This window comes from Acidovorax sp. GW821-FHT10E03 (assembly GCF_059415205.1).
Genome location: NZ_JBWKMU010000016.1, coordinates 35,589 through 59,417 on the forward strand (window position 1 = coordinate 35,589; position 23,829 = coordinate 59,417).

General features: G+C 68.0%; 16 protein-coding genes. 7 read left to right on the plus strand and 9 right to left on the minus strand.

All coding sequences use genetic code 11. The features are described from left to right. Positions 1-20: 20 nt before the first annotated feature. From AC07OD_RS24915 to AC07OD_RS24935, 5 genes are all read right to left on the minus strand, one after another. Positions 21-1,235, minus strand: coding sequence for an FAD-dependent monooxygenase (locus AC07OD_RS24915; RefSeq protein WP_218293653.1), 1,215 nt, complete (start codon positions 1,233-1,235; stop codon positions 21-23). Positions 1,236-1,310: 75 nt separating this feature from the next. Beyond that, positions 1,311-3,827 carry a putative bifunctional diguanylate cyclase/phosphodiesterase gene (locus tag AC07OD_RS24920; RefSeq protein WP_218293652.1) on the minus strand — a complete coding sequence of 839 codons (2,517 nt, stop codon included), beginning with the start codon at positions 3,825-3,827 and terminating at the stop codon, positions 1,311-1,313. Continuing rightward, positions 3,824-7,147, minus strand: a complete 3,324-nt coding sequence (locus AC07OD_RS24925) for a sensor domain-containing protein (RefSeq protein ID WP_494598285.1) — start codon at positions 7,145-7,147, stop codon at positions 3,824-3,826. The genes AC07OD_RS24920 and AC07OD_RS24925 overlap by 4 nt, the downstream gene beginning before the upstream one ends. A 162-nt stretch (positions 7,148-7,309) precedes the next feature. Then, complete coding sequence (locus AC07OD_RS24930; protein WP_369641780.1) at positions 7,310-10,237, minus strand: aconitate hydratase; 2,928 nt, start codon at positions 10,235-10,237, stop codon at positions 7,310-7,312. 218 nt (positions 10,238-10,455) lie between these two features. Further along, on the minus strand, positions 10,456-10,986 hold the full coding sequence (locus tag AC07OD_RS24935; RefSeq protein ID WP_494598286.1) for a hypothetical protein: 531 nt from the start codon (positions 10,984-10,986) through the stop codon (positions 10,456-10,458). On the opposite strand from AC07OD_RS24935, the gene AC07OD_RS24940 reads away from it, so the two are divergent. Next, complete coding sequence (locus AC07OD_RS24940; protein WP_218293648.1) at positions 10,985-11,866, plus strand: helix-turn-helix domain-containing protein; 882 nt, start codon at positions 10,985-10,987, stop codon at positions 11,864-11,866. The genes AC07OD_RS24935 and AC07OD_RS24940 overlap by 2 nt on opposite strands. A 257-nt stretch (positions 11,867-12,123) precedes the next feature. Here the strand turns inward: AC07OD_RS24940 and AC07OD_RS24945 are convergent, their stop codons facing one another. Together AC07OD_RS24945 and AC07OD_RS24950 are read right to left on the minus strand one after the other, a co-directional pair. Beyond that, positions 12,124-12,432 (minus strand): H-NS histone family protein, encoded by a 309-nt coding sequence (locus AC07OD_RS24945; protein WP_218294417.1) that lies wholly within the window; start codon positions 12,430-12,432, stop codon positions 12,124-12,126. A 156-nt stretch (positions 12,433-12,588) separates the two neighbouring features. Further along, positions 12,589-13,896, minus strand: coding sequence for a hemolysin family protein (locus AC07OD_RS24950; protein WP_218293647.1), 1,308 nt, complete (start codon positions 13,894-13,896; stop codon positions 12,589-12,591). A 24-nt stretch (positions 13,897-13,920) separates the two neighbouring features. Here AC07OD_RS24950 and AC07OD_RS24955 point away from each other — a divergent pair, with 24 nt between their 5' ends. Beyond that, positions 13,921-14,763, plus strand: a complete 843-nt coding sequence (locus tag AC07OD_RS24955) for a symmetrical bis(5'-nucleosyl)-tetraphosphatase (protein ID WP_218341440.1) — start codon at positions 13,921-13,923, stop codon at positions 14,761-14,763. A gap of 8 nt (positions 14,764-14,771) precedes the next feature. Here the strand turns inward: AC07OD_RS24955 and AC07OD_RS24960 are convergent, their stop codons facing one another. Together AC07OD_RS24960 and AC07OD_RS24965 are read right to left on the minus strand one after the other, a co-directional pair. After that, positions 14,772-15,818, minus strand: a complete 1,047-nt coding sequence (locus AC07OD_RS24960) for an FAD:protein FMN transferase (RefSeq protein WP_255594511.1) — start codon at positions 15,816-15,818, stop codon at positions 14,772-14,774. Positions 15,819-15,829: 11 nt separating this feature from the next. Then, positions 15,830-16,246 carry a c-type cytochrome gene (locus tag AC07OD_RS24965; protein WP_494598287.1) on the minus strand — a complete coding sequence of 139 codons (417 nt, stop codon included), beginning with the start codon at positions 16,244-16,246 and terminating at the stop codon, positions 15,830-15,832. A 231-nt stretch (positions 16,247-16,477) separates the two neighbouring features. On the opposite strand from AC07OD_RS24965, the gene AC07OD_RS24970 reads away from it, so the two are divergent. The 5 genes from AC07OD_RS24970 to AC07OD_RS24990 all read left to right on the plus strand — a co-directional run bounded on the left by AC07OD_RS24970 (position 16,478) and on the right by AC07OD_RS24990 (position 23,827). Next, positions 16,478-16,834 (plus strand): hypothetical protein, encoded by a 357-nt coding sequence (locus tag AC07OD_RS24970; protein WP_218293644.1) that lies wholly within the window; start codon positions 16,478-16,480, stop codon positions 16,832-16,834. Between the two features lie 23 nt (positions 16,835-16,857). Next, positions 16,858-18,783, plus strand: coding sequence for a TAT-dependent nitrous-oxide reductase (gene nosZ, locus AC07OD_RS24975; protein ID WP_218341441.1), 1,926 nt, complete (start codon positions 16,858-16,860; stop codon positions 18,781-18,783). A 217-nt stretch (positions 18,784-19,000) separates the two neighbouring features. Further along, positions 19,001-21,622 (plus strand): 4Fe-4S binding protein, encoded by a 2,622-nt coding sequence (locus tag AC07OD_RS24980; RefSeq protein WP_494598288.1) that lies wholly within the window; start codon positions 19,001-19,003, stop codon positions 21,620-21,622. After that, positions 21,622-22,908 (plus strand): nitrous oxide reductase family maturation protein NosD, encoded by a 1,287-nt coding sequence (locus tag AC07OD_RS24985; protein ID WP_492254765.1) that lies wholly within the window; start codon positions 21,622-21,624, stop codon positions 22,906-22,908. The genes AC07OD_RS24980 and AC07OD_RS24985 overlap by 1 nt, the downstream gene beginning before the upstream one ends. After that, the gene (locus AC07OD_RS24990) at positions 22,883-23,827 is read left to right on the plus strand and encodes an ABC transporter ATP-binding protein (protein WP_492254764.1); all 945 of its coding nucleotides are present in this window, start codon (positions 22,883-22,885) and stop codon (positions 23,825-23,827) included. The genes AC07OD_RS24985 and AC07OD_RS24990 overlap by 26 nt, the downstream gene beginning before the upstream one ends. The last annotated feature ends 2 nt before the right edge of the window (positions 23,828-23,829 follow it).

Sequence of the window (23,829 nt, forward strand, 5' to 3'; positions counted from 1 at the left end):
CCAGCTATCGCGCAAAGGCATCACAGCGAACTGGCAATGGAGCCATCGCCCCGGTACAGCCAGGGCACATCCAGCAGCCGTTCGCCCAGCAGGCGCAATGAGAGATCCCGCCCCCAGCGCACGGGGCCCATGGCGTGGAAGATGCGCCCGTTGCGCGTGGAGCGGGCCTGCACGCGCGCATTGCGCTGCCAGCGGTTGAGGGCATACCGGGTCAGGCGCAGCGGCACCTCCAGGTCGTGCATGGCCAGCGCGCGCTGCAGTTCCGCCGCGTCCTCGATGGCCATGCCCGCGCCCTGGGCCAGGTAAGGGCGCATGGGGTGGGCGGCATCGCCCAGCAGGGCGACCAGGCCCTGCGCCATGTCGCCTGCGCCACGCACCGGCGGCCGGTCGCACAGCGGCCACAGGCGCCAGCCGCCCGCGCCGCCCTGGTCGCTCACGCTGCGCACCACGTCCTGCAGCGCGGTGCAGGTGCCCTGCAGGGCGTGTTCCAGCCCCGTGGCGTTGGCGGCATGGTCCCAGTTCTCCAGGTCTTGCGGCGCGGGGCCCTGCACGATGACGACGATGTTCTGCAGTTCGCCCCGGCGCACGGGGTACTGCACCGCATGCAGGCGCGGGCCCAGCCAGGCCGTGACCTGCGCGGTGCGCAGCGCGCCGGGCAGTGCGTGCTGCGGCACCAGGGCGCGGTAGGCCAGGTGCCCCGTCACGCGCGGCGCCACCGCGCCCAGCAGCTGCGTGCGGGTGCGGCTCCACAGCCCGTCGGCGCCGATGAGCGCATCGCCTTCCACCTCCTTGCCCCGGCTCGTGCGCACGGTGACGACGCCATCGCCGTCGGCAAAGCCCTCGATCGCGTGCGCGAGGTGCAGCTGCGTGTCGGTGTATTTGGTCAGCGCCGCCAGCAGCAGGCCATGCAGGTCGGCGCGGTGGATGGTGGCGTAGGCGGCGCCGTAGCGCTGCACCGCTGTCGGGCCCAGCGGCAGCACGGCCAGTTCGCGGCCGCTGACGGCATTGCGCACCTGCAGCCGGCTCGGAAACGCCGCCACGGCCTGCAGCGGCTGCTGCAGTCCCCAGGCCTGCAGGCGGCGCACCACGTTGGGCCCGATCTGCACCCCCGCGCCCACCTCGCTGAAGGCTGCGGCGCGCTCGTACAGCCGCACGTCCCAGCCCGCCCGCGATGCGCCCAGCGCCGCTGCCAGCCCCCCAATGCCGCCACCGGCGACCAGTACCTGCTTCTTCATGCACCGATTGTGCCGTGCGGACGCCCGCCGCGGCTTGTCATGGCGCAGGGCCCGCACGAGGAAGGCAGCGCGCCGTCACAGCGCGGGCCGCAGGGCGCGCTCCAGCACCTCCGCCGGCATGGGGCGGCCAAACAGATAGCCCTGGAAAGCCTGGCAGCCGTGGCGCTGCAGGAACTCCAGCTGCCCCGTGGTCTCCACGCCCTCGGCCACCACGGCCAGGTCCAGGCTGTGCGCCAGGGCCAGGATGGTGCGCACGATGGCCGCGTCGTTGGGGTCGGTCTGCAGGTCGCGCACGAAGCCCTGGTCGATCTTGAGCTGGTCCAGCGGCAGGCGCTTGAGGTAGCTCAGCGACGAGTAACCCGTGCCGAAGTCATCGAGCGAGAACCCCACGCCGTAGCGCCGCAGGTATTCCATGCGCGAGATCACGTCCTCCACATCCGCCAGCAGCAGGCTTTCGGTCAGTTCCAGCTTCAGGCGCTCGGGGTTGGCGCCGCTCTTGTGCAGGATCCCCAGCATCTGCTCGACGAAATCGGGCTGGCGGAACTGCCGCACGCTCACGTTCACCGACAGAAAGAACTGGCGCGTGAGCGAGCTGCGCGACCAGGCCACGAGCTGCGCGCAGGCGGCTTCGAGCACCCAGTGCCCGAGCGGCAGGATCAGCCCCGTCTGTTCGGCCAGCGGAATGAACTCGGCCGGTGATACGAGACCGCGCCGCGGGTGCTTCCAGCGCACCAGGGCCTCCGCGCCCTGCAGGCGGCCCTTGCCGTCCACCACGGGCTGGAAATACAGCACCAGTTCTTTTTCCTGCAGGCCCCGGCGCAGGTCGGCTTCCAGCGCCGAGCGGTTGCTGACGGCGGCCTGCATGTCGGGGTCGAAGAAGCGCTGGGTGTTGCGCCCCGCGGCCTTGGCCTGGTACATGGCCAGGTCTGCGTGCTTGAGCAGTTCGTCCACGCTGCAGGTCTGCTGGCCAAACAGCGCGATGCCGATGCTGGGCGTGCTGTGGTGGCTGGTCTCGCCCAGCGCGTAGGGCTTGCCCAGCGTGGTGGCGATGTGGCTGGCCACCAGGGCGGCCTCGGCGCTGGCATGGGGGCCGTCGGCGCTCAGGCCTTCCACCAGCACCACGAACTCATCGCCGCCAAAGCGCGACACGGTGTCGGCCTCGCGCACGCAGCCCTTCAGGCGCTGGGCCACCTGCAGCAGCAGCTGGTCGCCCGTGTCATGGCCCAGGGTGTCGTTGAGGTCCTTGAAGTTGTCCAGGTCGATGAACAGCAGCGCGCCCTGCGCACCCGACCGGGCGACCACCGCCATCGCGCGCTGCAGGCGGTCCACCAGCATGCGGCGGTTGGGCAGGCCGGTGAGCATGTCGTAGAACGCCAGGCGCTCGATCTGGCTTTCGACCTCCTTGCGCTCGGTGATGTCGCGGCCCACGCCCCGGTAGCCCCACAGCGCGCCCTGGGCATCGAACACGGGCACCCCGCTGACCGAGATCCAGTGCATGCTGCCATCGGGCCGGTGGCGCTGCAGCTCCAGGTCGCGAAACGGCTGCCGGGCCTGCAGCACCGCGCGGTGCGCCGCCCAGTCGGCCTCGGTCATGTTGAGCGCGCCGATCTCCCAGCGGGTGCGGCCCATCACGTTGGACAGGGGGATGCCATTGACGCTCAGATCGCCCGCCAGCTGCACGAAGCGGCCTTCGGCGTCGTGCTCCCAGTACCAGTCGGACGACAGGTCGCTCAGCGAGCGAAAGCGTGCCTCGCTCTCGCGCAGCTCGTTCTCCACGCGCACGTAGTCGCTCACATCGGCGAAGGTGCGCACCAGGCCGCCGTCGGGCAGCTCGGTGGTGCGCACCTCGAAGGTACGGCCATCGCGCGTGGTGCGCCAGTAGACCGATGGGGCGGCGGCGACCGCGCCCCCCGCCACGTAGGCATGCCCGCGCCGGTCCACGAGGCGATGGCCTTCGCCAAAGTCGCCCCGCTCGGCCTGGATGCGGGTCAGGTCGGCCAGGGTGGGCCGCGTGGCCATCAGGGATTCGGGCAGGTCCAGCAGCTCGAGCACGCGCTGGTTGTAGACGGTGATGCTCCCATCCGGCGCGGTCTTGAAGATGCCCTGGCTCATGCTGGCAAGCGTGACCTGCAGCGTGGCGCGCTGCTCCTGCAGCAGGGTCAGCGCATCCTGCCAGATGCGGGCGTCCACCATGCGCACGGGCTGGCTCTGCCCCTGGGTCCTGTGCAGCAGCGCGGCCAGCCGGTGCAGCAGCTCGCCCAAGTGGGCCACGCCATCGGCGTCGCGCACCATGTAGTCGCCCAGTCCGCAGCGGAACGCGCGCGCGGCCAGGGCCTCCTGGTGGGCGTCGATGCACATGAGCACGGGGCGCCCGGCGCACAGCTCCAGCACGCCGGGCAGATCCTGCACCGAGGGCTTGAGGCACAGCACCACGGCATCCCAGGCCTGCGAGGCCAGCGGCGCCCGCGCGGTGTCCGGCGTGGGGCTGTTGACCACGCGCCAGCCCGGGTGGTGCGCGGCGATCAGGCGCCGCGCCACCGCGGCATGCTGCGTGTCGCTGTCCACCCAGAGGATGCCCGGCCCGGCGGTCATGGCTTGCGCCCCTCGGCCACGGCCACCACGGGCTGCGCGAACAGGCCCAGCTGGTGCTCGCGCACAAATACGTCGATGGGCACCGGCCGCCCGAAAAGAAACCCCTGGAACCCCTCGCAGCCATGCAGCCGCAGGAACGACAGCTGCCCCGTCGTCTCCACCCCCTCGGCCACCACCTGCAGGTCCAGGCTCTTGGCCAGCGCCAGGATCGTGCGCACGATCGCCGCGTCGTTGGGGTCCGCCAGCACGTCCCGCACGAAGCTCTGGTCTATCTTCACCTGATCCAGCGGCAGTCTCTTGAGGTACGACAGGGACGAGTACCCTGTCCCGAAGTCGTCCAGCGCAAATCCCACCCCTTCGCTCTTGAGCTGCACCATCCGCGCGATGGTGTCCTCGATGTCTCCCAGCAGCAGGCTTTCTGTCAGCTCCAGCTTGAGCCTGCGCGGGTCCGCCTGGTGGCTGTGCAGGGTCTGCAGCACTTCGGCCACGAAGCCGGCCTGGCGAAACTGCCGCGCGCTCACGTTCACGGAGATGGACAGGTGCGCCGTGTCCGGGTGCTCTGCCCAGCGCTGCAGTTGCCGGCACGCGGTCTGCAGCACGTATTGCCCCAGCGGCAGGATCAGGCCTGTCTGCTCTGCCAGGGGGATGAAGTCGCCGGGGCTGATCATCCCGCGCTGGGGGTGGCGCCAGCGCACCAGGGCCTCGGCGCCCATGAGCTGGGACTGGTGGTCCACGACGGGCTGGTAGTGCACCAGCAGTTCTCCCCGCGCCAGCCCCTGGCGCAGGTCGGCCTCCAGGTTGGAGCGCGCGTTGACGGCCGCCTGCATGTCCGGGTCGAAGAAGCGCTGGGTGTTGCGCCCCGCCGCCTTGGCCTGGTACATGGCCAGGTCGGCGCGTTTGAGCAGTTCGTCCACGCTCAGGCGTTCGTCCCCAAAGAGGGTGATGCCGATGCTGGGGGTGCTGTAGTGCTGGGCGCCGTCCAGTTCGAAGGGCTGGTTCAGGCTGGCCAGGAGTTTCTCGGCCACGGTTTCCGCCTGCGCGGCCGCCTGCGGCAGCTGGGGCGCCAGGGCTTCGAGCATGACGACGAATTCGTCGCCGCCAAAGCGCGCGACGGTGTCGGCCTCGCGCACGCTGCCCACCAGGCGCGTGGCCACCTGCGCCAGGAGCTGGTCGCCCATGTCGTGGCCCAGGGTGTCGTTGAGGTCCTTGAAGTTGTCCAGGTCGATGAACAGCAGCGCGCCCAGGTTCCTGGTGCGCTGGCACGCGGCGATGGAGCGCTGCAGGCGATCGAGCAGCAGCCGCCGGTTGGGCAGGCCCGTCAGCGCGTCGAAGAACGCCAGGCGCTCGATCTCCTGCTCCGCTCGCTTGCGGTCCGTGATGTCGCGGCACACGCCCAGCACGCCGGTCACGCGGCCGTGCAGGTCGCGGATGGGGGTCTTGATGGTCTCGAACTGGCCCTGGTAGCCATCCTCGGCGAAAGTGAGCGTTTCCTCGTACACCAGCGGCTGCCAGGCCTGCATGGCGCGCAGGTCGTAGTTGCGGAACCGCTCGGCCTCGGGCTGCGCCACCAGATCGAAATCGCTGCAACCCACGATCTGGCGCTCCGGCCGCCCGGCAAAGCGCTCGAACACGGGGTTGACCGACAGGTAGACACCCTGCGCGTCCTTGAGGAACACCATGTCCGGCATGGCGTTGACCACGCGCGCAAGGTGTGCCTTCTGGTGCGCAAGCTCTTCCTCGATGCGCTTGAGCTCGGTGAGGTCGTAGGCGAACAGCACCACGGCGGGCACGCCCTGGTCCGTCACGCTTTCGGGGGCGATGGTGGTGTGGTGGCACTGGGTGCCGCCGGGTCCGTCGATGCGGTTCTCGAACACCGCCGCCTCGCCCGCGAACGCCTTGTCGAAATGAGGCTGCATGCGCTGCATCACTTCGGGCTCCAGCACATCCCTCAGCAATTGCCCCTGCAGCTGCGCGGGCTCGCGGTGCAGCCAGCGGGCCTGCTGTTCGTTGACGTAGAGCACGCGCAAATCGCGGTCCAGCCGTGCCACCCCGCCAGGCACCTGCCGCAGCATGTTGGCCATCAGGGCCTCATGGGCGTGGGAGGCTTCCTCGGCCAGGTGGTGCGCGGTGATATCGGTCTGCACACCGTCCCACATCACCCGGCCATCGTCGAGCCGGCGCGGCGAGGCGCTCAGGTGCATCCAGCGCAGCTGGCCGTCCGGGCGGCGCATCCGGAAGACCTCTTCCACCGCGGCCATGTTCACGAAGGAGTTCTCCTGGGCCCGCAGCAGGCGCGCGCGGTCTTCCTCGAGGATCTGCCCGTACAGGACGCTGGGGTTGCGCACCACGTCCTCGACGCTGACCCCGTTGAGGCGGGCAATGGCCTCGCCCATGTGCACGAAGTGCGTGCGCCCGTCGTGCTCGCGCACCACCTGGTACAGCACGCTGTGGGGCAGGTTGCGCCCAAGCAGCGACAGGCGGCCCTGGCTTTCGCGCAGCAGCCGCTCGGCCTCCTGCACACGCGCAAACGGCTGGCGGATGCCCGCGTTGAACACCGCCTGGTACAGGAGCGCATAGGCCACGATGCGCCAGCCGTGGGCGAGCGGGCCGCCCACGGGAGAATGGCCGCCCAGCAGGCCCACCGAAAGTTCACCGCAGGCGAAGGCCGCCGCCGCCCAGGCGAAAACGCGCTCGCGCGCCTGCCCCCGGCGCACCGCATCGCGGTGCAGCAGCAGGGCCACCGCCGCCAGCACCAGCACGAGCCCGAACGCCAGGTACTGCCGCAAGGCTCCGCCCGCGGCCTGCGCAAACGATGCGGGCAGCGGCCCCAGCGCCGTTCCCAGCAGCAGCAGCGCCATGCCGGCGGAGGCGGCCAGCCACGCCTTGGCAGGGCCCGCGGCGGTGAGGTGCACCGCCGTGAGCAGCAGGGTGAGCGTCTCCGCCACCCGGGCCCAGCTGCTGAGCCACAGCGAGATGCCGGCCGTGCCCGTGGGCATGTGGACCGAGGTCGAATGCGCCAGCACGCCGTGGAGAAAATTGCATGCCGCCGCCACGCCGAAACCCGCCACCAGCACGTTGGCACGGGTTTGCTCGGGGGCTTCGAGAGTGTGCAGCGATACCGACACCACCAGCAGCCCGAGCAGCACGGCCACCAGTTCCATGAAAGGCTCCAGGCCGTGCTGGGAACCCGCGCCATCGCCCATCATCTGCGCCAGCGGCACCATCACGGCCGCCAGCGCGGCCACCACCAGCACCACCGTGACGGCTGGTGTGTCCGTCAGCAGCGCGCGATAGGGCCTGAAGCGGGTGGAAGGGGGCATACGGGCGTGAGGCAGTGCGGGACTCTATTTCGACACAACGTCACAAGTGTATCGGCGAGTAAGCAGGCATTCACATTCTTTACGGTCTCCCTGGCACACGGCTGACTGGGCGCGCGGCCCCCGGGGCGCGGCGCCGCAGCGCCGGCCACCCCCGCATCATCTTCAGCCGGCCAGCAGCTGGCGCAGCACAAAGGGCAGGATGCCCCCCGCCTGGTAGTAGTCCACCTCGATCGGCGTGTCGATGCGCAGCGTGACCGTGACCTCCTGGCGCGAGCCGTCCGCGCGGCGGATGACGAGCTGCGCATCGCTTTGCGGGGTGAGCGCGGGGTCCGGCACCACATCGATCACCTCGCTGCCGGTGAGCCCCAGCGTCTCCCACGACTCGCCCGCCCGGAACTGCAGGGGCAGCACACCCATGCCCACCAGGTTGGAGCGGTGGATGCGCTCGAAGCTGCGCGCCACCACGGCCTTGATGCCCAGCAGCTGCGTGCCCTTGGCCGCCCAGTCGCGGCTGGAGCCCGTGCCGTATTCCTCGCCGGCGAAGATGACCGTGGGGGTGCGCTGGGCGATGTACTGCATGGCGGCGTCGAAGATGAACATCTTCTCGCCCTGCAGCGCGCCCTCGTTCTGGAACACCGTGACGCCGCCCTCCTCGCGGGAGCCGTCGGCCGTGGGGGCAATCATGAGGTTCTTGATGCGTACGTTGGCGAAGGTGCCGCGCATCATCACGTCATGGTTGCCGCGCCGCGCGCCATAGCTGTTGAAGTCCTGCTTCATCACGCCGTGCTGCAGCAACCACTGGCCCGCGGGCGAGCTTTCCTTGATGGAACCGGCGGGCGAGATGTGGTCGGTGGTGATGGAGTCGCCGAACAGCGCCATGATGCGCGCACCCAGCACGGACGGAAGCTTTGCGTCATTTTGGCCGCCAGCGCTTGATGCATCTGCGCTGGCAGCTCCTTTTTCAAGAGCAAACTGGGCAAAAAACGGCGGCTCGGCGATGTAGGTGCTGGCGGGCCAGGTGTAGGCATTGCCGCCCACGCCCTTGATCTTTTCCCAGAGCTTGCCGGGGTCGGAGCCCACCTTGGCGTAGTTCTCGCGGAAGGCCTTGCCGTTCATCGCGAACTTCATCAGCTGGTGGATCTCGTCGCTGGTCGGCCAGATGTCGCCCAGGTAGACGTCGCGCCCGCCCTTGCCCTTGCCGACGGGCTCCGTCATCAGGTCCTTGAGCACCGTGCCCGCGATGGCGTAGGCCACCACCAGCGGCGGGCTGGCCAGGAAGTTGGCCTTGAGGTTGGGGTGGATGCGCGCCTCGAAGTTGCGGTTGCCCGAGAGCACGGCCGCGCACACGAGGTCGTTGCTGGTGATGGCCTCATTCAGCTCGGGCGTGAGGTCGCCCGCATTGCCGATGCAGGTCGTGCAGCCGTAGCCGGCGAGCGCGAAGCCCAGCTTTTCCAGGTAGGGCAGCAGGCCGGTCTGCGTGAGGTATTCAGTGACAATGCGCGAGCCGGGCGCCAGCGATGTCTTGATGTGCGGCTTGACCTTGAGCCCCGCCTCCACCGCCTTCTTGGCCAGCAGGCCCGCGGCCAGCAGCACGCTGGGGTTGCTGGTGTTGGTGCAGCTGGTGATGGCGGCGATCAGCACGTCGCCGTTGCCCAGGGTCACGTCGCCAGCGCGGCTGGCCTGCTGGGCGGGCACCTCGGCGTGCGCGGCGGCCAGGGTGGGCTTGTTGTGCTCCATCTCCACCACGAAGCGCGGCGCGCCCGAGGGCAGGGGCTTCTCGGCGGGTGCGCTCACCTCGGCCGGCGCATCGGACGGGCGCACATGGTGGCGGGTGTGCAGCAGCTCGGCCGGGCGGTTGAAGCCGTTTTGCGCGATGGGCTTGCTGAACAGGTCGGCGAACTGGCTGCAGACCTTGCCCAGCTCGATGCGGTCCTGCGGGCGCTTGGGGCCCGCCAGGCTGGGCGTGACGTCGCCCAGGTTCAGCCGCACGACCTGCGAGTAGTCGATCTCGCCCGCCAGCGGCACGCCGAACAGGCCCTGGGCCTTGAAGTACGCCTCGAAGGCCTCGATCTCGCCCTTGGTGCGGCCCGTGCCCTGGAAGTAGTCGATGGTCTTTTCATCCACCGGGAAGAAGCCCATGGTGGCGCCGTACTCGGGCGCCATGTTCCCGATGGTGGCGCGGTCGGGCAGCGACAGCGTGCGCGTGCCCTCGCCAAAGAACTCCACGAACTTGCCCACCACCTTGTGCTGGCGCAGGATCTCGGTCACCGTGAGCACGAGGTCGGTGGCCGTCACGCCCTCGCGCAGCTGGCCCGTGAGCTCGAAGCCCACCACGTCGGGCGTGAGGAAGTACACCGGCTGGCCCAGCATGGCGGCCTCGGCCTCGATGCCGCCCACGCCCCAGCCCACCACGCCGATGCCGTTGATCATGGTGGTGTGGCTGTCGGTGCCCACCAGGGTGTCGGGGTAGTAGACGCCGTCCTTGCGCTTGTGCACGCCGCGCGCCAGGTATTCGAGGTTCACCTGGTGCACGATGCCAAAGCCCGGAGGCACCACGCCGAAGGTGTCGAACGCCTGCATGCCCCATTTCATGAACTCGTAGCGCTCGCGGTTGCGCTGGAACTCGAGCTTCATGTTCAGGTCGAGCGAATTCTTCTTGCCGTAGTGGTCGATCATGATCGAGTGGTCCACCACCAGGTCCACGGGCACCAGCGGCTCGATCTTCTTGGGGTTCTTGCCCAGCTTCACGGCCACGCTGCGCATGGCGGCTAGGTCGGCCAGCAGCGGCACGCCGGTGAAGTCCTGCAGCACCACGCGCGAGACCACAAAGGGAATTTCGTCCTTGCGGTCTGCCTTGGGCACCCAGTGGGCCAACTCCTTGACATGCTCGGCGGTCACCTTGCGGCCATCGCAGTTGCGCAGCACCGATTCGAGCACGATGCGAATCGACACGGGCAGGCGGTGGATCTGGGGAAACTGCCGGGCCAGCGCGGGCAGGGAGTAGAACTGGCCCTCCTTGCCGGACGCTGTCCTGAAACTCTTGAGGGTGTTGGCAAACGCGTGACGGGCGGGCTTGGGCGATGAGGCCATGGCGAACTCCTGTGAAAGGCAACAAGGCCTATTCTGGCAGTCCTGCGTGACGGTGCAATCGTGGGGCTATGCGGGCCGCCGGGCCCCGGTGCCGGTGCGGCGCAGGCCGGTGCTCCGGCCCACGCCGCCGCCGCATGGAAGATGAATCAAGAATGCCCCTGGCGCTTGTGCGACAAGCGCCAATTGCTATCAATTCAAGAGCAAAAGATGAATACCCGTCAAGCGGCGGCCCATGCGGGCAGGCGGCGCACGCCCATCCACTGCAGTTCGGCCAGCAGGGCGACGGACACCACGTGCACCAGCAGATAGGCCTGGCCCAGCAAGGTGGGCGCGGCCGCGGAGCCCAGCAGCAGCGCCAGACTGGCCAGCGCCCAGGCGAAGTTGCCAACGATCAGCACCCACAGCCAGCCACGGGGCATGGGCTCGGACCGCGCGATGGCGGTGGCCAGGGCGGCGTAGCCCAGCAGCAGCACGCCCGAGGCCTGCAGCAGCCCCGGCGCGAGGCCCAGCCACCCGGCCAGCGGCGCCGTCAGCAGCAGGTGCATGGCACCGAGCAGCACACCGGTGGAGGCATCGAACCAGACCACGGCGCGCAGGAATCGGGGGGAAGACATCAGGTTGAACATGGAAGACTCCTTGGTGGGTAAAAAAATGAAGAACAGGCCTGCATCGTTCCCGTCCCGGTGCACCGCGTCGATGACCTGGCAGGTAATGGCCTGCACGCTCTTTCCCCCTAGGATGTGGCCCATGACCTCCACATCCCCCCCTTCGCACCGCCCTGTGCGCCCCAGCCTGCCGCACCGCGCGGCGCCGCCGGGGCCCGCATCGTTTGGCGACCATCTGCGCACCTGGCGCCAGCAGCGGCACCTGAGCCAGCTGGAACTGGCCGACGAGGCCGACATCTCCACGCGGCATGTGAGCTTCATGGAAACCGGACGCACCAACCCGAGTCGCGACATGGTGCTGCGCCTGTGCGAACGGCTGGCCATCCCGCTGCGCGAGCGCAATGCCCTGCTCGTGGCGGCCGGCTACGCGCCGATGTACCGTGAGCGCGCACTGGACGACCCCGCCCTCGCGGCGGCGCGCCAGGCCGTCGAGCTGGTGCTCAAGGGGCACGAACCCTGCCCCGCCATCGCGCTCGACCGCTGCTGGAACGTGGTGGCGGCGAACCAGGCCGCCCAGGCCCTGCTGGCCTCGCACGTGAGCCCGGAACTGCTCGCGCCCCCGATCAACGTGTTTCGCCTGAGCCTGCATCCCCAGGGCCTGGCCCCCCGCATCGCCAATCTGCCGCAATGGCGGGCCCACCTGTTTGAACGCCTGCGCCAGCAAATACAGGCCACCGCCGACCCGGCGCTGATCGCCCTGCAGGCCGAATTGCAGGAATATCCCGCGCCGCAGGCACCGGGCGCGCCGGTTCTGGCGGGTGAAATGCTGGGCGTGGTAATGCCGTTCTGCTTTGAAAGCGTGCACGGAATGCTCTCGCTCATCAGCACGACCACGATATTTGGCACCCCGGTGGACGTGACCCTGCAGGAACTGGCCGTGGAATCATTCTTTCCGGCCGACGATTTCACGGCGGAGGTTTTGCGCAAGGTGGCCTCGCAACCACATCCGCAGGAACCCGCGTGATACCAATGGGCTCGAAGGGCCTTCAGCGGCCGCGAGCCCATAAAAATCCCTACCCCGCCGCCGCAGCCCCAAGAGGCCCCGGGGTACCCGGGCTCATTCGCTGAATGCACGAAGTAAATGGCGCATAAAAAAAGCCCGCGGGTGCGGGCTTTATTTTCTGTGCGATGGCTGTGCAGCCATGCCGTACCGGGCCTTCAGGCGAATCAGGCCATCCGATATGCCTGAAGAATTCCTGGCGGCAGCGGTTTGCCGCCTTTTTAAATGGCAAACTTCTCGCGGCTCTCGTTTTGAATCCACTTGGGCGCCTTGCCACGGCCCGTCCAGGTTTCGCCCGTGGCGGGATTGCGGTACTTGGGAGCCACCTTGGTGCCAGCGGTGGAGCTGCGCCCCGTGGCCTTGCCAGCGGCCTTGCCCGCGGGAAACACGTCCTGGGCGGTCAAGCCATATTCGGCCACCAGGGAACGAACCTGGGACACCGCGTCCGACAATTCACGTCGGCGGGCCTCGCTGATTTGTTGCTCAAGGGCTTCGCGCTGCTTCAACAGTTCTTTATAGCTGGTGGTCATGGTGTCAGGGTTCAGGGTGGAGGATGTGTGACGGATGAATTATATGAATAATCTGCCGCCTTTGCCATCCATCCCTTCAAATTCATGGAATTTCCATATTACCCGCCATGCCCATAATGAATGGCACCCGGCGGCGGGGTATTGGTGCCGGGCCTTTCAGAGACTGGAGGCGGCCGGTGGCTCCGGCTGCGCCAATACCTTGTCGATGCGCTTGCCGTCGAGCTCGAGCACTTCAAATATCCATCCGGCGCAGCCAATTCTCTCGCCAATGGCAGGCAAATGTCCGGTTTCCGCCATCAAAAGGCCGGCCAAGGTGTTATAGCGCCCCCGCCCTTCACCGGGTAAATCCCGAATATCCAGCCGCGCCTTGAGCTCGGCCACCGGCACCAGGCCGTCGAGCAGCCAGGTGCCATCGCCCCGCGCGGTGGCCCATGCGTCCGTGGCCGCGCCCGGCTGCAATTCGCCGGTAATGGCTTCGAGTAAATCGCGCGGGGTCATGATGCCCTGCACCACGCCATATTCATCGACCACAAACACCATGCGCCCCGAGCGCGCGCGAAACTGCTCCAGCAGCTCCATGCCGCTCAGCGTTTCCGGAAGGAAAGCCGCGGGCTGCGCATGGCGCTCGAGCAGCCCCTGCGCCTGCGGGCCGAGTTCGAGAAGGCGCGCCACGCTCAGGAGCCCCACCACCTCATCCAGCGAGCCCCGGCACACCGGATACCAGGAATGCGCGCCCTGCTCCCCGCCGCTGCCGGCCATGCGCAACCCCTCGGCCACCGTCAGTCCGGCATCCAGCCAGGCCACGTCGCTGCGGGGCACCATGAGCGAGGTGAGCGGCCGGTCATCGAGCCGGAACACGTTGCGCACCATCTGGTGCTCATGGTGCTCGATCACCCCGGCATCGCGGCCCTCTTCCAGGCTGGCCACGATCTCCTCCTCGGTGACGGCGCGCCCCGCCGCGTTGTCCACGCGCATCAGCGCCAGCACGCCCTGCGTCGAGAGCGAGAGCAGCCGCACGAATGGCTTGGCCACCTTCGCCACCCAGGCCATGGGGCGCGCGACCACCCGGGACACAGTTTCCGGATAAAGCTGGCCGATGCGCTTGGGCACCAGCTCGCCAAACACGATGGTGATGAAGGTGATGACCGTCACCACCAGCGCGGTGGCCGCGATGCCGGCGGGGCGGGCGGGCATTCCGGCCTCCTGCAGCCAGATACCCAGGCCGTCGCTGAAGGCCGCCTCGCCAATGATGCCGTTGAGCATGCCGATGGACGTGATGCCCACCTGGACGGACGAGAGGAACTGCGTGGGGTTGTCCAGCAGCGCCAGGGCCGCCTGCGCGCCCTTGTCACCGGCCTCGGCCATGGTGGCCAGGCGCGACTTGCGGCTGGACGCCAGGGCGAGTTCAGACATCGCGAACACGCCATTGAGCAAGGTCAGCAGCGCGATCAGCAGAAAATCCATGCTTCACCGGATAAGAAACACACCATGGCACTTTACTGTATCGGGGACATTCAGGGCTGCGACAGCGCCCTCGGGCACCTGCTCGACGTGATCGGCTTTTCGCCCAGCCGCGACACCGTCTACCTGCTGGGCGACCTCGTCAACCGGGGGCCGGACTCCGCCGCGGTCCTGCGCCGCTGCATGGCCCAGGGCGACGCCCTGCGCTGCCTGCTGGGCAACCACGACCTGCACCTGCTGGCCGCCGCACACGGCGCGCGCAAGCCCTCGCGGCGCGACACGCTGGGCACCGTGCTGGACGCCCCCGACCGCGCTGCGTTGCTTGACTGGGTGCGCCAGCAGCCACTGGCCCGTGCCCACACGCATGCCGGGCAGGCGCTGCTGATAGTGCATGCGGGCGTGCTGCCCGCCTGGTCTGCCGCAGATACCCTGGGATACGCGGATGAAGTGCACGCGGTATTGCGCGGCCCCGATCTGCCCGGTTTTTTGCACGCGATGTACGGCAACACCCCCGACCAGTGGCGGGACGACCTGACAGGCGCTGACCGCCTGCGCGTGATCGTGAACGCGCTCACCCGGCTGCGCTTTTGCTCGGCCGACGGCGTGATGGATTTCGAAAGCACCGAAAGCGCGGATGCCGCACCGCCCGGCCTGATGCCCTGGTTCGACGTGCCGGGCCGGCGCACCGCGGGCACGCTGGTGGCCTTCGGCCACTGGTCCACGCTGGGCTGGCTCCACCGCAACGATCTGCTGGGGCTGGACACGGGCTGCGTGTGGGGCGGCTGCCTGAGCGCCGTGCGCTTTGGCGCGACGCTGGCAGAACGCGAACTGCTGCAGGTGCACTGCGAGCAGGCCCAGGCCCCGGGCTGAATGCACCCTCAGGACGGCACGGGCTCCAGCAGGGCCGACATGGCCGCCGACTGCCAGACCCCGCCGTCCTGCCCGGCGATCAGCACGGCCAGCCCCGGCATGCGCTGCGCCAGTGCCCTGCCCGCCTGCGGGCCCCGCACCATCAGCGCGGCGCCCAGGCCGTTGACGGCCGCCACATCCCGCGCCACCAGGCTCACGCCATGCACGCCCGATGACGGGCGGCCGGTGCGCGGGTTGAGCACATGGTGCTGGCGCCGGCCTTCGTGGAAGAAGAAACGTTCATAGTCGCCCGACGAGGCCACCACACCGGTGCCCGCCACGGCCACCACGCCCAGCAAATGCTCCGGGGAACGCGGGTCGCGCAGCCCCACGCGCCAGGGCCGGCCCTGCCACAACCCCTGGGTCAGCACATCGCCGCCACCGTTGATCATGGCGTTCTCGACCCCCTCGGAGCGCAGCATGTTCATGCCGGCTTCCAGGATCGGGAGCTTGGCGATGCCGCCCAGGTCCAGCGCCATGCCCTGGCGGGCCAGGAAGGCCGTGCCTGCGGCCCCATCCAGCACCAGGCCGCGCGCATCCACCAGCGGCAGCTGCCGCGCGATCTCGCTGGCGCCGGGCACCACCTTGTCGCCGGGACCAAAGTTCCAGGATTTGAAAGCCCCCACGGTCACATCAAAGGCCCCACGGCTCATCGCCGACACGCGCTGCGCGCCCTGCAGCACCGCCATGACTTCGGGTGGCACCGCCACGGGCATGATGCCCGCCGCGAGGTTGATGCGGCTGACCACGCTGCGGGGCTGGTAGCGGCTCATGAGCGCCTCCAGCCTCTGCATCTCCGCATAGGCCCGGTCCATGGCCTGGCGCAGCAGCGCGCGGTCAACGCCCTCCACCGCCATGTCCACCTGCGTGCCCATCAGGGGCCGCGAGCTGCGTTCAGACACCCCCCGTCCACCTGCGGCCGCTCCCGCACTCCAGACCGCGCCGCCCAGCAAGGGCAGCGCCATCACCAGGCGGCGGCGCGACAGGCCGTGGGGGCGCACAGATGCTTGCTGCATGGCGCCTCCGGTCAGAGCGACTTGTCGGCCATGAAGTCCACGGCGGCCTTGACCTCGGCATCGGTCAGGTTGGCGGAGCCCCCCTTGGCGGGCATCATGCCCTTGGACCCGGTAAAGCCCTCGATCGCATGCTTGTACAGCGTGTCCTTGCCCTGGGCGATGCGCGGGCCCCAGTCGGCCTTGTCGCCCGGCTTGGGGGCACCGGCCACGCCAGCGGCATGGCACATGGCGCAGGTCTTGCCAAACACGCTCTTGCCCAGTTCGTTCTCTGCGGCGGCCGGGGCGGCAGGGGCCGCCGCGGGCGCGGGGGCCGGTGCCGCCGTGGCAGCGGGGGCCGCGGCCGGGGCGGGCTCCGGCTTCTTGTCGCCACAGCCGGCCAGCAGTGCAGCCAGGATCGCCACGGCGACCATCACGGTTTTCTTTTGCATCGCATACATCCTGTTCTTCGTCATTGAAACAACCAGTCCAAAGAGCCCGTGGCCCCGCGCGAAACGCGTCCACGGTGCAACCTGAAAGCAGCCCTGCGGGCCATGCCCGCGCCCTCTTCAGGCTGGCGTATTGACTGTAGGTGCAAGAGGCAGTTTTGGGCAGGTGCGGGCCCCGCCGAAGCATGATCCAGATCAAATTGATTCATATTATGTGAATCTATTATTCAGGCCATGCAAGATCACCACGCCCTCCGATCACTGCGCCTGTGGGTGCTGGCGTGGTTCGTCATGGCGCTCGGTGCCGCGGTGGCCTCGCCCATGCTGCAGCCACAGGCCGTCGAACTCATCTGCGCGGGCAGTGGCGGCGCCCAGCTTTTCCTGCGGACCGCCGACGGGCTGGTCTCCACCGACTCCGCCGGCATGCAATGCCCGCTGTGCCTGGCCGCCGACGCGCCGCCCGTGGCACCCGCCGCCGCACAGGCCTTCACGGCCCCGCCCGATGGCACGCCCCGCGCGCCCCTGCGCCGCTGCATGGCCGCCAGCGCACGGACCCACCCGCCCGCCCGGGCGCCCCCCTTTTTCAACTGAGCCATCCCAAAAGAGGAAAAACCATGAACGAGAGAAAAGACAGTCCGCAACCCGCCGCCGGCATGGGCCGACGCAGCTTCATCAACACGGCGGCCCTGGTCGGATTGACCGCCGGCGTCGCCGCCTGCACCGAAAAGCCCAATGCGGCCACCCCCGCGGCACCCGCTCCGGCCGCGTCCGCGGCAGGCCATGCCGGCACCGGCGCGAACCCGCACCTGAAGCCGGGCGAGCTGGACACGTACTACGGCCTGTGGAGCGGTGGCCACACAGGCGACATGCGCGTGCTGGGCCTGCCCTCGGGCCGCGAGATCACACGCATCCCCTGTTTCGTGCCCGACGCGCTCGTGGGCTGGGGCGTGACCAACGAGAGCAAGAAGATCATGGGCACCAAGCCCGATGGCAGCCTGAAGTACACGGTGGCCGACACCCACCACACACATGCCTCGTACAAGGACGGCAACTACGACGGCCGCTACGCCTGGATCAACGACAAGATCAACAGCCGCATCGCGCGCATCCGCCTTGACTATTTCATCTGCGACAAGATCACCGAGCTGCCCAATGTGCAGGGCTTCCACGGCATCTTCCCGGACAAGGCCGACCCGGTGGACCCGGCCATCAACTACACCACGCGCGTGTTCTGCGGCGGTGAGTTCGCCATTCCCATGCCCAACACCGGCACGGAAGATTCGAGCAAGTACCGCTCCATGTTCAGCTGCGTCGATGCAGAAACGATGGAAGTGCGCTGGCAAGTGCTGATCGACGGCAACTGCGACCTGGTCGCCACGTCGTACGACGGCAAGCTCGCGGCCACCAACCAGTACAACGTGGAAATGGGCGCGAAGTACGAGGACATGATGGCCGCCGAACGCGACGCCTGCCTGTTCTTCAACGTGGGCCGCATCGAGGCCGCCGTGAAGGCTGGCAAGTTCAAGACCATCGGCACCAGCAAGGTGCCCGTGGTGGACGGCACCCACGAGGCGAACAAGGACCCCAAGACGGCGCTTACCGCGTACGTGTCGGTGCCCAAGAACCCCCACGGCGTGAACGCCAGCCCCGATGGCAAGTACTTCATCTGCGCCGGCAAGCTCTCGCCCACCGGCACCGTGATCGAGCTGGCCAAGGTGCTCGACTACTTCGACGGCAAGCTCGAAAAGCTGGACTCCGCCATCGTGGCCGAGGTGGAGCTGGGCCTGGGTCCGCTGCACACCGCCTTCGACGGCCGTGGCAATGCCTACACCACGCTCTTCCTGGACAGCCAGGTCGTGAAGTGGAACGTGGAGGCCGCCATCAAGTTCCACGCGGGCGACAAGACCGCCAAGTACGTGGTGGACCGCCTCGATGTGCAGTACCAGCCGGGCCACTTGAACGCCTCTCAGTCCGAGACCAAGGCCGCCGACGGCAAGTTCCTGGCCGTGGGCTGCAAGTTCTCCAAGGACCGCTTCCTGCCCGTGGGCCCGCTGCACCCCGAGAACGAGCAGCTCATCGACATCTCGGGCGAGAAGATGGTGCTGATGGCCGACCACCCCGTGCGCGGCGAGCCCCATGACTTCATCATCTTCAAGCGCGACCTGGTACGCCCCAAGCAGGTCTACACGCTCGACGAGTTCCCGCTGGCCGTCAAGGACCCCAAGGAGTCCGGCGTGTTCCGCAACGGCAAGAAGGTCACCGTGAAGATGACTTCGCAAGCCCCGGCCTTCAGCCTGCGCGAGTTCAAGCTCAAGAAGGGTGACGAGGTCACGCTGATCCTGACCAACCTGGACAAGATCGAAGACCTGACGCACGGCTTCGCGATCCCGAACTACAACGTGAACTTCATCGTGAACCCGCTGGAGACCGCGTCCGTGTCCTTCGTGGCCGACAAGCCCGGTGTGTTCTGGTGCTACTGCACGCACTTCTGCCATGCACTCCACCTGGAGATGCGCACGCGGATGATTGTGGAAGCTTGATTCGGAGCATCCCCCTGAGGCGCTGCGCGCCTTCCCCCTTCTCTCTGCGCGCTTCGCGCTCCGGGAAGGGGGACGATGCACTCGCTGCGGGGCGGCCCTTGCTCTGCATCCCTGGTCTGGGGGCGCGCCAGTTGCGTCGATGGCGCCCCATTTTTATGCCAAATGTTGCTCTATCGCTTTATCAATAAGCGCTAGCAGCTATCAAAAAGATAGTCCCATGATTTCCCTTCGTCGGCAGTTCGCCACGCTTCTTCTGGTCTTGTTGGCAGCACTTTGGCTGGCGCCGCGCGCGCATGCTGCGGCAGGCGCCTACGAGGCCGAGCTGCCTGCGGAACTCGCTACCGCGCGCGACATGTGCGCGCTGGTGCCGTGCAAGGACGTGTTTCCCGGCGCCAGTCATTTTTCTGAACGCAAGGGCCAGCCGCCCTATGTGGAGGCCTACGACAACAACAGTGCCCAGAAAAAGCTGCTGGGCTATGTGATGCTGTCCACCGACATCACGGACACCCCCGCCTACTCGGGCAAGCCCGTGGTCACGCTGATCGGCATGGACAAGGAGGGCCGCTTCGTGGGCGTGAAGGTGCTCAAGCATTCCGAGCCCATCCTGCTGCTGGGCATCCCTGAATCTGCGCTGCTCAAGTTCAACGCCCAGTACCTGGGCAAGTCGGTGGCCGACAAGATCGAGGTGGGCCAGTCGCGCCCCGATGAAAACGTGCTGGGCCTCGACGCCATCTCCGGCGCCACCGTCACCGTGATCGCGCAGAACCAGGTCATGATGGCCTCGGGCTCGGCCGTGGCGCGGCAGGTGGGCATCCTCGCGCCCACGGTGCGCGAGCCGGCCCGCTATGCGGAAACCGGCAAACGCCTGAGCTGGGCCGAGCTGGTGCAGCAAGGCACCGTACAGCGCCTGCGGGTGGCGCCCGAACAAGTGGGCCTGGACAAGGGCCCCGAGCCCTTCATCGAGCTGTGGTTTGGCGACCTGAACCACCCCGACATTGGCAAGAGCCTGCTGGGCGAGAACGGCTGGAACAACCTGCGCCTGCAGCTCAAGGAGGGCGAACACGCCTTCTTCATCATCCGCACCGGCGGCAAGGAATCGTTCAAGGGCTCGGGCTTCGTGCGCGGCGGCATCTACGACCGCGTGCAGGTGCGCCAGGGGGCGGATTCGTTCACATTCCGCGACCTGGACGCGCTCAACCTGTACGGCATCGAGGCCGCAGGCGCGCCCAGCTACAACGAGTCGGTCATCTTCATCATCCGCTCACCCGCGTTCTCGGCCCCCTACCCGTGGAAGCTGAGCTTTCTGGGCAACCGCGTGGACCGCGCCACGGGCGCGCGCAGCTTCACCAGCTTCGACACGCCCTACTGGCTGCCCGCCGCCATGCTGCAAGACGGGCGCCCCACCCTCGACGAGCCCGACGCCCCCTGGGTGCGCGTGTGGAAGTCGCGCGCGGTGGAGATCGCGCTGTTCGCCGTGCTGCTGATCGCCGTGACCGTGGTGTACGCCCTGCGCGAGAAGCTCACGCGCCTGTCCACCCACAAGAACAAATGGCCCGTCAACGGCTTCAAGTACAGCTTCTGGGCACTCAGCATTGGCTGGATCGGTTTTGGCGCCATGGCGCAGCCCTCCATCACGCAGGTGCTGACCTGGTTCCATTCGCTGCTGTTCCAGTGGACCTGGTCGCTGTTCCTGTCCGACCCATTCATCTTCCTGTTCTGGATCTTCATCATCGTCACCGTCTTCCTGTTCGGGCGCGGGTTGTTCTGCGGCTGGATGTGTCCGTTCGGCTCGCTGCAGGAGGGCATCTACAAGGTCGCACGCGCCCTGGGCCTCAAGCGCTTTCAGACCCAGCTGCCGCCAAAGTGGCACGACCGGCTCAAGTGGGTCAAGTACGCGGTGTTCTTCGGGCTGCTGGTGGTGTCGATGTTCTCCATGGGACTGGCCGAAAAGCTGGCCGAGGTAGAGCCGTTCAAGACAACCTTCCTGGTCGGTGTGATGAACCGCGCCTGGCCCTACAGCCTGTTCGTGGCGGCCATCCTGGGCGTGTCGATCTTCATCGAGCGGCCCTACTGCAAATACATCTGCCCGCTGGGCGCCTCGCTGGCCATGCCCAGCACGTTCCGCTGGTTTGGCCTCAAGCGCAAGCAGGACTGCAACAGCTGCAAGGCCTGCGCCGTGGGCTGCGGCGCCCAGGCCATCGACGCCGATGGCCGCATCGACCACCGCGAGTGCCTGCACTGCCTGGACTGCATGATTCTCTACACCGACACCAAGGGCTGCCCGCCCCTGGCCAAGGAGCGCAAACGCCGCGAAAAGGACGGCCTGGAAATCACGCCCATCGGCAAGAACGGCTATTTCATCCCGATCCACCCCGCCACGGTGCAGGACCAGATCTCGGCCAAGGCCGCCCAGGGGCCCGACCCGCGCATGCCCACAACGCCTGCACACCCCGCCCACAAGGCTGGAAGCCAAGGCCTGCGCTGGCTCTGGCTGGAGCTGGTGGACCACCTGTGGCCCTGGAGCCGCGAAGGCTGGGCATCAGGCCGTGGCCTGCAAATGGCAGGCTTCTCGCTGGCCGTGGCCGCCAGCGTGGCCTGGGTGATGACCGCCCTGGGCACGTTGTCGTCGGGCGCCATCATCGGCTGGTGGTTTGGCTGGAGCGTGTACGAGGTGCTGATCCGCCTGTCGGGCAAGCGCTATGTGAAGGACGGCCCCTGGTGGCAGGGCCAGTACCGCCGGGCGGGCGTGATGGACATGTTGAGCTACGTGGGCTTCAAGAACCTGCTGATCGGCGCGGCGCTTTTCCTGGCCATCAAGGCCGTGGTGGGATTGGCGTGATGAAGCCCTCCCTTGCCGCAACCGCATTCACCGCATGCGTGGCGCTGGCTGCGTGTCTGCTGGCCCTGCCCGCCCACGCTGCCACCGTGTTGGTGCGCCCCGGCCAGGACCTGCAGGCCGCCATCATGGCTGCGGCGCCAGGCGACACGGTGGAGGTGCAGCGGGGCTTCTACCACGTGAACCTGCGCATCGACAAGGCCCTGACCCTGCGCGGCATCGACCGCCCCACGCTCACCGGCGGGCAGGCGGGCGACACCATCCGCGTCACCGCACCTGACGTGGTGATCGAAGGCCTGATCGTGCGCGACTCGGGCACCAGCCTCAAGGACCAGAACGCGGGCATCTACATCTACCCCGGTGCACACCGCGCCGTGGTGCGCCACAACGACCTCACCTACAACCTGTTCGGCCTGTGGATCGAGAAGGCCAACGATGTACAGGTGCTGCACAACACCATCACCGGCCTGCGCGATGTGAACTCGTCGCAGCGCGGCAACGGCGTACAGCTGTACAACACCACGGGCGCACGCATCGAGGGCAATCACATCAGCTTTGTGCGCGACGCGCTGTATGTGGACGTGTCGCACCACGCGGTGTTTCGCGGCAACCGGCTGCACCACAGCCGCTACGGCACGCACTACATGAACTCCTACTACAACCTGTGGGAGGACAACGATACCTACCTCAACCGTGGCGGCCTGGCGCTGATGGAGGTGCGCGACCAGGTGGTGCGCAACAACCGCGCCTGGGGCAACAGCGACCACGGCATCATGCTGCGCACCCTGCAGGACTCGGTGATCGAGAACAACGTGGTGGCCGAAAACGCCCGAGGCTTCTTCATCTACGACGTGGAGTACATCACCCTGCGCGGCAACCTGGTGACCCGCAACACGGTGGGCGTGCACCTGTCGGCCGGCTCCAAAAACAACAAGGTCGAAGGCAACGACTTCATCGGCAACCGCGAGCAGGTGCGCTATGTGGGCGCCCGCGACGAGCGCTGGGGCACCGAGGGCGGCAACCACTGGAGCAACTACCTGGGCTGGGACCGCGACGGCAACGGCGTGGGCGACGTGCCCTACGAGGCCAACGACATGGTGGACCGCCTGACCTGGCGCCACCCCGCCATCAAGCTGCTGCTGGCCAGCCCTGCCGTGCAGGCGCTGCGCCTGGTGGGCCAGCAGTTTCCGGTGCTGCGCGTGCCCACCGTGGTGGACCCAAAACCCCGCATGCAACCGAACCAACCCCAACGGAATTTTCAGCGTGACACGCAACCCTCCCCCCATTGACCTGAGCGAGCCCCCCGCCATCGAGGTGCGGGGCGCGCACAAGCATTACGGCGCACTGCACGCCGTGGACGGCATCGACCTGCGCATCGCGCGCGGCGAGATCTTTGGCCTCATCGGCCACAACGGCGCGGGCAAGAGCACGCTGTTCAAGATGATCCTGGGCCTCACGCCCGCCACCTCGGGCGAGATCCGGGTGGGCGGCGCCACGGTGCAGGGCCGCGACTTTCGCGCCGCCCGCCGCCACCTGGGCTACCTGCCCGAGAACGTGGTGCTCTACGACAACCTGAACGGGCTGGAAACGCTGCGTTTCTTCGCCCGCCTCAAGGGTGCGCCCCTCACGCAATGCCCCGCGCTGCTGGAACGCGTGGGCCTGGCCCACGCGGGCAACCGCGCCGTGCGCGAATACTCCAAGGGCATGCGCCAGCGCCTGGGGTTTGCACAGGCCCTGCTGGGCGAGCCCCGGGTGCTGCTGCTCGACGAGCCCACCAACGGCCTGGACCCGCAGGCCATCCGCGACTTCTACGCCACGCTGCGCGGGCTGCAGGCGGGTGGCGTGACCATCGTCATCACCTCGCACATCCTGGCCGAACTGCAGGAGCGCGTGGACCGCCTGGCCATCCTGGCCTCCGGCAAGCTGCAGGCCCTGGGCAGCGTGCAGGCGCTGCGCGAGCAGGCGCACATGCCGCTGACCATCCACCTCACGCTGGCCGCGGCCGACCGGCCTGCCGCGCTGGGACTGCTCGCTGCCGTGCCCGGCGTCACCGGGACGGAAACGCCGGAAGGCCTGCACGTGGACTGCCCGCGCGGCAGCAAGATGGCCGTGCTGGGTGCGCTGGCCCCGCTGGGCGCCGCGCTGCAGGACCTGCAGATCCAGGAGCCCTCGCTGGAGGATGTGTACTTCGACCTGCGCAAGGGCTAGCC